Annotated in this window: 8 protein-coding genes and 1 pseudogene; 8 read left to right on the top strand and 1 reads right to left on the bottom strand. The window is 35.3% G+C overall.

The window, feature by feature from the left end:
* Window positions 1-697: 697 nt before the first annotated feature.
* Window positions 698-1,231 carry a Dps family protein gene (locus F6K54_RS28320; RefSeq protein WP_293085136.1) on the bottom strand — a complete coding sequence of 178 codons (534 nt, stop codon included), beginning with the start codon at window positions 1,229-1,231 and terminating at the stop codon, window positions 698-700.
* A 279-nt stretch (window positions 1,232-1,510) separates the two neighbouring features.
* Between F6K54_RS28320 and F6K54_RS28315 the strand changes: the two genes are divergently transcribed.
* The 8 genes and pseudogenes from F6K54_RS28315 (at window position 1,511) to F6K54_RS28280 (ending at window position 12,820) form a co-directional block, all read left to right on the top strand.
* On the top strand, window positions 1,511-1,756 hold the full coding sequence (locus F6K54_RS28315; RefSeq protein ID WP_293085133.1) for an Asr1405/Asl0597 family protein: 246 nt from the start codon (window positions 1,511-1,513) through the stop codon (window positions 1,754-1,756).
* A 135-nt stretch (window positions 1,757-1,891) separates the two neighbouring features.
* Entirely contained in the window at window positions 1,892-2,566 is a 675-nt protein-coding gene (locus tag F6K54_RS28310; protein ID WP_293085131.1) for a (2Fe-2S) ferredoxin domain-containing protein, read from the top strand.
* 526 nt (window positions 2,567-3,092) lie between these two features.
* Window positions 3,093-4,301: pseudogene (locus tag F6K54_RS28305) on the top strand (RNA-guided endonuclease InsQ/TnpB family protein).
* Window positions 4,302-4,518: 217 nt separating this feature from the next.
* Window positions 4,519-5,520, top strand: a complete 1,002-nt coding sequence (gene galE / locus F6K54_RS28300; RefSeq protein WP_293085128.1) for a UDP-glucose 4-epimerase GalE — start codon at window positions 4,519-4,521, stop codon at window positions 5,518-5,520.
* A 509-nt stretch (window positions 5,521-6,029) separates the two neighbouring features.
* Entirely contained in the window at window positions 6,030-6,665 is a 636-nt protein-coding gene (locus tag F6K54_RS28295; protein WP_293085126.1) for a hypothetical protein, read from the top strand.
* Between the two features lie 14 nt (window positions 6,666-6,679).
* Entirely contained in the window at window positions 6,680-8,386 is a 1,707-nt protein-coding gene (locus F6K54_RS28290; protein ID WP_293085124.1) for an asparagine synthetase B, read from the top strand.
* Between the two features lie 604 nt (window positions 8,387-8,990).
* On the top strand, window positions 8,991-10,196 hold the full coding sequence (locus F6K54_RS28285) for a decarboxylase (RefSeq protein WP_293085122.1): 1,206 nt from the start codon (window positions 8,991-8,993) through the stop codon (window positions 10,194-10,196).
* 1,259 nt (window positions 10,197-11,455) lie between these two features.
* The gene (locus tag F6K54_RS28280) at window positions 11,456-12,820 is read left to right on the top strand and encodes a hypothetical protein (RefSeq protein WP_293085121.1); all 1,365 of its coding nucleotides are present in this window, start codon (window positions 11,456-11,458) and stop codon (window positions 12,818-12,820) included.
* Window positions 12,821-13,005: the final 185 nt, after the last annotated feature.

The raw sequence follows: 13,005 nt of genomic DNA, 5'->3' as shown, positions 1-13,005 counted from the left end.
TCAAAATACTAGCTTTATGCATCTCTTTAGACCGAAAAGCTTGCACTTTTTTCAACCAAAAAAGGCTGAAATCAATATCAGTTAATGCTTTGATATTTAATCAACAAGCCCTAATTATTCGGTAAATTTAATATTATCGGCCTATATTTACCCACATTTTTAATCTGGACGAGCTACTACTACATTATTATATACAAGTAAGATTGACAGCGATCACTCTGTCAATATGGCCCAATACTGTTCAGATAAGACCAAAATTCATCAAATATGGAACCATTAGAGTAGCTGTCACGCTCTTATCCGGAAATAATATAATTCATAATTCAAAAATCAGTAACAAATTTTACAAAAATTAAATTTTATTTAGAGTAGTTGCAAAAAGTTTGCAACAGAGGTATACTTTGAATTAGTAAGGAACTACTTATCTAGCAAAAAAAATTTGACAGAGAGAATGGGTGTACCTCTCTGCCAGTTGTCTTCTAGTGTTCTATATCTGAGTGAAAGTTTTGTAGGCAATTAAAGTTTAAGAAGTGGAATTTCTGAAACTTTGCTGACAAATACCTACTGAAATAGAGTTTTTGCTAGTGTATAAAGATTCTATAACAACACAAGTTTAGGTGTTGCATCTACTAGCTTTTTTTGTATAGTTCATTTGCCAGAAAATTCTTAAAATTGCTACTTAATTAAGTATCTGAACCTAGTTCAAAACTACTAATGTGTCTGGAGCAAGGAAGTGGTCTAAGTGATATGCACGCTCTTCAGTTTTGAGTAGAATTTGCTCATAGAGGTAGCGAGTAGCGCGATCGCCTAAGCTTTCAGCTTGTGCAGCAAGACGGCGCAGAAGTTTAACAACATCTTGTTCTGCTATTAGGTCATGTTCGACCATAGTTCTAGAGCTAAAACTTCCATCTTCTTCAGGAGTAAAACAGCACATTTCAGCCAACTTAGCAAAGCTAGCAACTGGAACGCCACCTAGACCATTTAAGCGTTCAGCTAAATCATGGACATGACCTCTTACATCATCATAACTTTCTTCAAAGAACTCATGCAGTTGATAAAACTCTGCTCCTTCTACAACAAAATGATGTTTCTCATATTGGAGGAATAAAGCTTGGAAACTGGCCAAAGCTATATTCATACCCTCACATATGGGTTCGGTAACACTTTTTTCTAATCCAATTGGGTTATCGGCAATCTGACCAAATACTTGTACTGGAGTTGCTGTAGCCATCTTATGTATTCTCCTTTCAATTAACCTTATTAATTGCTAGTTATCTAGCTTTGTTTATTGCTAACAGTTTTTAGTCTACCACAGTTAATAGGAGAGTCAACCTGAGCCAAAATCACAGATAGAAGATATTCTAAGTTAGCAAATTTTTTCGATCAAACTATTGAGAAAGTTTAGCAGCTATTGTATAGTCAAAAATATAGTTACTCTGGTAGAAACACATCATAACTACTAGAGGTCTTAACGGTAAATTTAGTGCTAATATATTGCAACTGAAAAAAAATGAGTACATTCAACCAGAGGCCAGACACTAAGGAAATTTTACAAATAAGCTTGGTAGACCGATGGGAAGTCTATAAACGCTTACAAGAATTGGATATTCATTGTTGGTGTGAAGCAGAAAAGCCATTGCGGGTACAGCTCAAAAACACAAATGAAGCTACCCAATTAGAAAGTGTTTTAAAACAATTCACAGCTAATCGTTGCGAATTGGTGCAATTGTTACAACGCTGTTGGCAGGTTAGCTAATATGCTGAATTAATACCATAAGTTAGAGAAAAGTAAAAGTAATGTATTTATCTGTAGAAGTACATTACTTTTAGTAGGTATTTAAACCTTCCCCTAGCCACATCAATAACCATAACCAAGCAGAAATAACCAACAATGTCAAAATCCAAGAAGCAAATGACAAAATTTATCTTAGAAGGACAAATTCAAGAAGTTACCGTTAAAGACGGCTACAAGCTAAAATATATTAATGTAGAGACACCAGCGGGTAATAATTATACCGTTAAACTTGCCAAGCCTTTACGGAAGATTTTTGCATCAGTATTAATACCTGGTTTAGGAGTAAAGGTAACTGGAGAAAGAACAGTTTATCGGAAAACTGGTGAAGAAGAACTTAAGGCTTTTAAAATTATACCATATTTTAGCAAAAATGCAACAACACCATGTCAAAATCATAGTGTGGGATTAGTTGAAACTTTATCTAGCCAGCTAAAAGAGCAGAAGTTGTCTGAAGTTGAACATACTTGTAGTAAATCTCCAGAAGAAATCGCTGGAAATAATTCTAAATGTGCAGGGAAAAAAGCTCAGATTTTGGTTTGCCAAAAATCAGATTGTCAAAAACGGGGTGCAGGTAAAGTTTGTAAAGCACTATCAGAAGTATTAAGCGATCGCGGCTTACAAGACCATGTGACAATTAAGAAGACTGGATGTCTGAAAAAGTGTAAAGCAGGACCTAATCTAGTAATTATGCCTAACAAAGCCCGTTATAGCCGGATTAGTTCATCAGAAATTCCTGATGTTATTGAAAAACATTTTAGTTTAGAAGCATAACATAAAAAATTGCTAATTTGTAGTAAGTTTCTCTGGTTCCAATCTCTTATTGGGGATTGGAAATATTCTGCTGTTTATTTGTAATATAATTAGGGTTTGCGCTTCACTTGTCTTATGGGCAAGGGTAGGAGACAGGAGACAACCCACCCCTAACCCCTCCGGTGGAGGGGAAGACAGGAGAAATGGGAATTATAGAGGAGGTAGGAGGAAGAATAATCCCTTGATTATTCTGCGCAACTATACGCCTAAAATGCGCTCTTTTTTGAACCATTATGACCTAAAAGCTTGGACTTTTTTTAACTAAAAAATGCTTATACCTTTATATTTCAGTGCTTTTAGATTAGATCGGTAAACCCTAATTAATTAAAATAGTGTAGGGTGAAGACAAAAAAGTAAAGTTATTTCATCTCAACGTTGGTTGGAGACCCGCGCTCTCCCGTAGGGGAGCGTCGGGAGGAAAACCAATCAATGTTGCGCTTTCACACATAATCTGTTAAACCGTAAAAGTAAATTAAGTAAATAGTAGATGGTTGAAAAAGCGTACAAATTTAGATTTTACCCAACTCCAGAACAGGAAAATCTGTTGCGGAGGACGTTGGGTTGTGTACGCTTGGTCTACAACAAAGCTTTGGCAGCGAGAACTCAAGCTTGGTATGAACAGAAAGAAAGAGTAAGCTACAAGCAAACTTCAGCTATGCTTACCAATTGGAAACAGCAGGAAGATTTAGATTTTCTGACACAAGTAAGCTGTGTGCCATTGCAGCAAGGTTTGAGGCATCTACAGACGGCTTTCACCAACTTTTTTAGTGGACGTGCTAAATACCCAAACTTTAAGAAAAAGCGCGCCGGGTGGTAGTGCCGAATTTACAAAGTCTGCATTTAAGTGGAGAAATGGTCAAGTCTATTTAGCAAAATGTCGTGAACCATTACCTATCAGGTGGAGCAGGCAACTGCCACCAGATTGTGTGCCAACAACAATAACAGTGAAACTCGATCCCTCTGGTAGATGGTCTGTGTCTTTGAGAGTCAATGATACCAGAGATTTGAGACTCAAACCGACTAACAAACAAGTAGGTATTGACTTAGGTATTACCAGTCTTTTAACTATCAGTAATGGAGAAAAAGTAGCCAACCCTAAGAATCTAAGCAAATTACACAAGAAACTGAGGTTAGCTCAGAAGTCTCTCTCTAGAAAAACTAAAGGGTCTAATAACTATCAAAAAGCTAGGCTTAAAGTAGCTAGGATACACGCAAAAATTAAAGATTCGAGGCTTGACTATACTCACAAGGTAACGACTCAACTGATTAGAGAAAATCAAACTATTGTAGTTGAAGATTTAGCGGTAAAAAATATGGTCAAGAATCACAAATTAGCCAGAGCAATTAGTGATGCCAACTGGGGAGAATTAGTCAGGCAATTAGAGTATAAGGCTGAATGGTATGGACGGGAATTAATCAAAGTTGATAGATATTTCCCTAGCTCCAAACGTTGCTCTAATTGTGGGCACATAGTAGAAAAATTACCTCTAAATATTAGAGAGTGGAATTGCCCTGAGTGTGGTAGTCACCATGACAGGGACATTAATGCAAGTATAAATATTTTGGCTGCGGGACTCGCAGTGTCAGTCTGTGGAGCGCGCTTTTAGACCATCTGAGAGTAAATCTCGCTTATGCGGGTGCATTGAAACAGAAAGCCCCTAACAGTGATGCTAGGGAATCCCGCGCTGTCTCGTAGAGCAGCGTCGGGAGGATGTCAAGCCTACCGAATATTAATTTCAGGGAAGCTAACACAGCAATGTGCGCTGGCTTATGTACAAATTACAAGAACTGTCCAATAGCTAAAAGCCCTATCTTATCGGTTTTTTATTCTCCCTGTTGCCTTCGGGAGCTGTTGCCTGTTGCCTGCGCACAGCGCTATAACTAAATTAATAGCAATAAGGAAGACTAGAAAAGTGTCACAAACCAAGCCAACTATTTTAGTGACTGGGGGAGCGGGATATATTGGCTCTCATGCAGTGCAGGCCCTACAAACTGCAGGTTATGAAGTTGTAATTCTGGATAATCTTGTCTATGGACATCGGGATATAGTAGAAAATGTCCTGAAAGTAGAAATGATTGTGGGAGATACAAGCGATCGCTCTCTATTAGACAAAATTTTTGCCACTCACAATATAGCGGCAGTTATGCATTTTGCTGCATATCTTTTTGTTGGAGAGTCAGTTAAAGACCCCCAAAAATATTATCACAATAATGTAGTAGGTACGCTGACATTATTAGAAGCAATGTTGGCAGCATCTGTGAAAAAATTTGTATTTTCTTCTACTGCGGCTATTTACGGGGAACCACAGAGTAGTCCTATTCCTGAAGACCACCCCAAAAATCCGATTAACCCTTATGGGGCGAGTAAATTGATGGTAGAGCAAATACTTTCGGACTTTGAGGTTGCTTATGATTTTAAGTCTGTTTGTTTTCGATACTTTAATGCAGCAGGGGCGCATCCTAATGGTTTAACTGGAGAAGATCATAATCCGGAAACTCATCTAATTCCACTGGTTTTATTGGCAGCATTAGGTAAGCGAGATGCTATATCAATTTTTGGTACAGATTATTCTACCCATGATGGTACTTGTATTCGGGATTATATTCATGTATGTGATTTGGCGGATGCTCATGTGTTGGGGTTAGAATATTTATTGAATGGTGGTGATAGTGAAGTATTTAATCTGGGTAATGGTAATGGGTTTTCTGTCAGGGAAGTGATAGAAACGGTTAAGAAGGTAACTGGAAAAGATTTTAAAGTAGTAGAATGCGATCGCAGGCCAGGAGATGCACCAATTTTGGTAGGAAGTAGCGACAAAGTAAGGAAAGTATTGGGTTGGTCTCCGAAATATCCAGAGGTGCAAGATATTGTTAACCATGCTTGGCAATGGCATCAGCAGCGACATGGGGAGTAGGGAGATGGGGAGATGGGGAGATGGGGAGATTTTTAAGATTTGACACGGAGACGCGGTGACACGGGGACGCGGAGAGGCGAGATGGGGAGATGGGGAGATGGGGAGATTTTTAAGATTTGACACGGAGACGCGGTGACACGGGGACGCGGAGAGGCGAGATGGGGAGATGGGGAGATGAGGAGATTTTTAAGATTTGACACGGAGACGCGGTGACACGGGGACGCGGAGAGGCGAGATGGGGAGATGGGGAGATGGGGAAATGAGGAGATGGGGAGTATTTTTCAACCTTTTTCTCACCATATCCTAAAATGAAATCCGGTGATACGGCGATCGCACTTTCTACTTCCATTCAATGTAGAGATAGAATGCCGGAATATCCCTAGATAATTCTGACTATTATTCTTATCCTTTTCTCAGCTACTTAATTATATAGAACCCCTGATCGTATCTTTCTACTCCCTACTCCCTCTTTTCTGGAGATGTCTAGTATTCAACTGAATTTGAAATATATGACAGAAGAACGACTGACACAAGCACAATTTACTCAACTGGTGGCAGAAGTTGAGCAATTATCTAAACAGCGCGATGAAGAAATTGATCGAGAACAGATGCAGCAAATTTTACAAGAGCTAAATTTGCCTACTGACTTGGTAGATGAGGCAATGATGCAGTGGCGAAGGCGAGAAGCACTGGTAGCAGAGAAGAAGCGAAATAAATTGATTACTGTGGGGGTGTTTTCTGGGCTGGCAGTAGTTATAGCTGCTAGTTTTTTATGGTTTCAGACTCAAAAACAAGCATTAAATAATGTCTATACTAATTCAGGACAAAGTCAGTTGACATTTGAAACAAATAGTGGTAGAAAAAGTTTAACTATAATAGATAGTCAAAAAAATCCAGAAGTATTTTATAGGGTAACTCTACAAGATGCACCAATAGGAAAAAAACTTTCTTTAAGGTGCAATTGGATTAATTCTAATGGTGAAATTAGTCATCAAAATAGTTATCAAACTAAGCAAATTAATAAAGCAGTTTGGCCGACTTCTTGTAAGTATAAATTTCATCCTGCTTCACCTGTGGGAAATTGGCAGGTGGAGATGTATTTAGGCGATCGCTTTCTCAGTCGAACTGAGTTTACAGTTAAGTAAGATTTTGTAGTTAAGTGCAATATCAATTTATTGGTTATTGGGGACATGGTTTCCCACAAGGATTAAATAATATTCTCTCTAGAGTGACTGGAGAGAAGAACGCAAAAGTGTTTAATGTTAACGGGGAAAAATTTATTGCTGGGATTAGTTATATTGGTGCAGAAAAAGCACCACTAACCATAGATAATAATTTAATTGCCTCTCTCTCTGCATCTGGTATTTCTAATACTATTGATGCTTGGATAAAGTTAGAAAATAACCAATTAATTTTAGGTAGAGAACCTTTTGGGAGAGTACCTTTATATTGGGCGCAAATAGGAAAAGTTATTTGGTTTGCTTCTAAATTCAAGTTATTATTACCTATTATTTATGAATCATCTATTAGTATTCCTGGATTTTATGGTTATACTTGTTTCTCTTATGTACCGACACCACTGACTCCAGTAGAGAATATTTTTGCAGTACCAGCAGGAATAGAACAAATTTTTTTGGAACCAGAAATACAAATTCAACGTCATTATGGCTGGCGAGAAAATCTCGTACAAGTTGAAGACAAAAATAACGCAATTATAGAATTACAATCTCTACTTAAAAATGCGATTAATCGGCAAATTATTGACTTAAATTCTGAACCAGTAGGAGTTTTTCTTTCAGGAGGTTTAGATTCTTCAATAGTTGCAGCTTTATTAGTACAAGCGGGAATAAAAGTGCGTGCATATACTCTAGATTTTGGGAGAAATAGTTTTTCAGAATGGGAATATGCAGAAAAAGTTGCTCAACATTTAGATATACCTTTAATGAAAGTATCTGTAACTCCAAAGTTAATTAAAGGTGCTTTATTAGATACAGTTAAGGCTTTAGATTTACCTTTTGGTGATGGGGTGACAGTACCTTTATATTTATTATGTAAAACTGCAGCTCAAGAAGTTTCTGTAATTTTCAATGGGGAAGGAGGAGATCAATTATTTGCTGGGTGGACGAATAAACCAATTATTGCTGCTTCTGTTTACAATAGACAAGAAAATTTTATTCAACGATATTTGCAGACTTTTCATAAATTATGGGGTTATGAACAGAAAGTTTTTCAACCACAAATTTATGAAAAAGTAAAAAATATCTCAGCAGAAAAGTGGATAGAATTTGCTTTAGATGATAATTTTTGTACTGGATTAATCCATAAGTTACGTCGTGCTAGTTTGATTTTGAAAGGGGCACAAAATATTCATCCTAGGGCAACAAATTTGGCATTTGCTAATGGGTTAGTTGTGCGGTCGCCTTTTTGTGATTTAGAGCTAACTGAGTGGACTTTTCAAATACCAGGAGAATTTAATTTAAAAGGTTCAAAGGAAAAATATATATTGAAAAAAGCAGTAGAGTCTTGGTTACCACCGGAAGTTGTTTGGCGAGAAAAAAGAGGGATGGGAGTACCTTTAAGTTATTGGTGTTTAAATGAATTATGGTCAGAAATTAGGCAATGGTTAAACCCAGATGTTTTACAAGCAGAAGGTAGATTTATTTCGGATATAGCTATTAGGATAATTCAAGGAAAATTAGGGGGGCAAATTAGGAATAGGCGTGTGGGTGAAATTCTCTGGTTATTAATGATTTGGGAAATTTGGCGAGTAACAATTTTAGGAGAATCTACTATTAGTAATTCTGGGTATAATCCTTTATTATTACCGCCTTGGTGGTGGAAGTGGATAGAGCAGGTTAAAAATTAAATTTGCTGAGGAGTCAGGAGACAGGAGACAGGAGTCAGGAGGGAAGAAAGAAGAATAGAAGGAGAAAGTTTTTTGATTGCTAATTATCCGGACATGATTAGGACTTATGCAGTACAACCTATTTTTGTCATTGTTACCGAATAATTAATAATTAATAATTAAATAATTCTGGTTTAAAGCCTCCCCTTTTAAGGGGAAAAAATAAATAATATTTCCTTATATTCAATCCTCTCGGTTTTAACCAGAGGTAATTATCCATTATCCATTATCCATTATCCATTATCAATTAATGAACAACATAGACTTTTTGTAAAAGTAGGAAATAGGGAATAGGGAGCAAGGAACAGAGAACAGGGAAGATGTTTTTAGGAAAAAAATACGGAAAATGATTTTTTGAGTGACTTTTACAATCCTAGTTTATAGCAAATAAAGGGCAAGTTTATTTTCTGGAGATGTCTATTAGGAAAAAATATATCTTACTTACAATTCTTACTCCTATCTCCTCTAAATTCCCATTTATCTTAACTCCTGACTCCTGACTCCTGACTCCTCCCCCTGCTAAAAGACTTTTGAGCGCAAACCCTAATTAAATATGGTAGAAAATATGCCAAATTTTGTTACTCTTTTTTCTCTGGAATTTGCCCACGAATTACTAGAAAATTATGGTTCTCCTCTGTATGTTTATGATAGTGAGATTCTCAGAAAAACGATAAATCATATTACTGAATCTATTCCCTATCCCCACACAGAATTTCATTTTGCCAGTGTAACTAATGGCAATGTATCTTTATTACAAATTTTTCAAAAGTATAAATGGGGTCTTCATGCTAATACACCGGGGGATGTTTTTCTGGGATTAAAAGCAGGTTTTTCCCCTGATAAAATTGTCTATAGCGGGAGTAACTTAAACGCTCAAGAATTTTCACAACTATTAAACTGGGGGGTAACTACTTTTAATTTAGATAGTGTGAGTCAACTACAGTTATTTTGTGACATATATATAGATAAGTTTGCCAGAGAAATTACGCCAAAATTAGGCTTGAGACTGAATTTACCAGAACTAACGGGAGAAAGTCGTATTGGTGTTCGACAAGAGGAATTTTCCCAAGCAATTCAAATTACAAACTCCGTCGGTTTAAAACTGAGTGGTTTACATTTTTATCGAGGTACTGGCACAAATGCTACTAAAGCTTTTACTCAAGTAATTGAACCAATATTAGCAACTGGTAAATTTTTACCAGACTGGGAATATTTAGATTTTGGTGGTGGTTTTGGTTATCCTTATCATCACAATGGGATAGCTTTTGACTGGCAAACTTTTGGTGCGGAGTTAACAGCAGCAATAGAAAAAGTAGGCATAAAAATTAAATTAATTATTGAACCTGGTAGGGCAGCTATTGCTGGTTCAGGTCAAATTTTAACTAAAGTTATTTCTGTGAAATGGCAGGGAGATAAACAAATAGTTGGAGTTGACACAACTGTGGCTAATTTATCTGTGCCATCTGTGCATGGGGGTTATCGAGAAATTGTTAGTTTTCGGGAAATAAATAAGTCAGATTTATATTTAACAGATGTTTGTGGCAATACTACTTATTCCCGTGATTATTTGGGTAAAAATTGTCAGTTACCTGCTTTAGAAAAAGGAGATATTTTAGCTATATTGGATACGGGTGCTTATGGTTATGCAATGTCTTCTCATTTTTTACATAGACCTCGTCCTGCTGAAGTTTTGTTAGAAAAAAATCAGCATAGATTAATTCGTCAAAGAGAAGATTATAATGTTTTACTGAATGATCAAATTTTTAGTTAAGGAGTAAATAGATGAAAAAAGAAAATATTCCTTATATTCAATTCCGTAACAGTTAAAACCCGAGATAATTATCAATTATCAATTATCCATTATCAATTAATGAAATAGACCCCGTCCTGCTGAAGTTTTGTTAGAAAAAAATCAGCATAGGTTAATTCGTCAAAGAGAAGATTATAATGTTTTACTGAATGATCAAATTTTTAGTTAAGGAGTAAATAGATGAAAAAAGAAAATATTCCTTATATTCAATTCCGTAACAGTTAAAACCCGAGGTAATTATCAATTATCAATTATCCATTATCAATTAATGAAATAGACCTCGTCCTGCTGAAGTTTTGTTAGAAAAAAGTAGCCATAGATTAATTCGTCAAAGAGAAGATTATAATGTTTTACTGAATGGTCAAATTTTTAGTTAGGGAGTAAATAGATGAAAAAAGAAAATATTCCTTATATTCAATTCCGTAACAGTTAAAACCCGAGGTAATTATCAATTATCAATTATCCATTATCAATTAATGAAATAGACCTCGTCCTGCTGAAGTTTTGTTAGAAAAAAGTAGCCATAGATTAATTCGTCAAAGAGAAGATTATAATGTTTTACTGAATGATCAAATTTTTAGTTAAGGAGTAAATAGATGAAAAAAGAAAATATTCCTTATATTCAATTCCGTAACAGTTAAAACCCGAGGTAATTATCAATTATCAATTATCCATTATCAATTAATGAAATAGACCCCGTCCTGCTGAAGTTTTGTTAGAAAAAAGTAGCCATAGATTAATTCGTCAGAGAGAAGATTATAATATTTTATTGAATGGTCAAATTTTTAGTTAAGGAGTAAATAGATGAAAAAAGAAAATATTCCTTATATTCAATTCCGTAACAGTTAAAACCCGAGGTAATTATCAATTATCAATTATCCATTATCAATTAATGAAATAGACCCCGTCCTGCTGAAGTTTTGTTAGAAAAAAGTAGCCATAGATTAATTCGTCAAAGAGAAGATTATAATATTTTATTGAATGGTCAAATTTTTAGTTAGGGAGTAAATAGATGAAAAAAGAAAATATTCCTTATATTCAATTCCGTAACAGTTAAAACCCGAGGTAATTATCAATTATCAATTATCCATTATCAATTAATGAAATAGACCTCGTCCTGCTGAAGTTTTGTTAGAAAAAAATCAGCATAGATTAATTCGTCAAAGAGAAGATTATAATATTTTATTGAATGGTCAAATTTTTAGTTAGGGAGTAAATAGATGAAATGCGTCAAATGTAACACAGATAATAATTTAAAAGAAAGAACAGAAGCTGGGGGTAGATGTAAAAATTGTAATCATCCTTTTGCTTTTGATCCAAAAGCAGGAAGTAGATTTACAGATATATTTTTCAACAATTCTATTCAGACTATTTCCTCTGAAAATACCTTGTTTTTTACTCCTAAGCAGTTGTGGTATTTGATAGAAAAACGGTTCGTGAATAAAAACAATATTGACCCCTCGGGATGTTCAGCTTTTCTAGTATTATTCTTAGGCATATTTTTAGGCGTATTTTTAGGCGCATCTGCAATTCCTATTCATCTAGGAATAAAAATATTTTTATCTGTAATATTTTTAGCATTGATATTACTTTTTATTTGGGGTAGTCAATCAAAGCAGTGTCAACCTAAAACCAGAAGAAGTTTTGCCAGAGCTATACCAATTATTGCAGGATTAATTCTAGTTGCTGTTTTAGTTTGGTTTTTTAAATTCTCCACCGTAACAAATACAGCATTTTTCTTATTTTTGTTAGGTATTGGTTTAGGAATATTCTTAATTTATTTTGGTATGCGACTACTAAGCATTCAACATAAAATACCTCAACCACTTCAGTTTCATCAAAGTGAAATTCCCCATTGGTTGAGTCGTTGGGAAGAAGTTAATGGTGAGGTGACAAATGTTTTAGCTCCCTCCAAAGAAATGAGTGAACCTATAGAAATTAATTCTGAAGTTAAAGCTTATAGTTTTGACAGAGTTATTGTTTGTGACACTGCCGAAATTGCTCAGTTTTTAATAGCTAATAATTTCCACTTTGAACATAATTGCGCTGTACTAAGTATTGATGGATATCCCCAAAATATTTTTAGTACAGTAATGCAAATGTTAAAACAAAATCCAGACTTAAAAGTTTATGCTTTTCATAGTGCTACCCCCCATGGAGTTACGACGATCAATGAACTGCGAAATAGTCCTAAATGGTTTAGCGGAAATAATCTAATTATTTATGATTTAGGATTATTGCCACGTCATGTATTTCCTAGTAAAAATATGTGGATTTTAAATTCGGATGAATCAGCAGAACAAGGGCGAAAAATACCAGTAGAAGTCAAGCAAACTTTATCAAAAGATGAACTAGAGTGGTTAGAGGCAGGATTTTATGTAGAATTAGAATCTTTTTCTCCTCGTAAATTACTACAAGTAGTTTCTCAAGGTATTGCTAAAACTCAAGCAGTTGCTAATGGTTATACTTCAACTTCAGATAGTAGTTTAGATTCTAGTTATAGTGGTGATGATGGGATAATTTTGATTGGTATTGATGATGATAATCGAAATGCAGGTTTTTTCACATCTGATAGTTTTGGTTAATGTAGGTTGGGCTAAGTGAAACGCAATCCAACAAAAACAGATATCTAATACCAATTTGAAAAAAGAATGTTACGAATAGTAAGAGCAATAAAAAGACTTTATAGGAAATATCCCTTTAACAAAAAAGATAATTTACGCCCTAAAAAATGGTATTAAAGCGATTCCCATACGACTCCTGAGTTCTG

Source organism: Okeania sp. SIO3B5 (assembly GCF_010692555.1).
GTDB lineage: Bacteria > Cyanobacteriota > Cyanobacteriia > Cyanobacteriales > Microcoleaceae > Okeania.
Note: the sequence above shows the minus strand (reverse complement) of the source record. Positions and strands in the feature narration are given on the sequence as shown.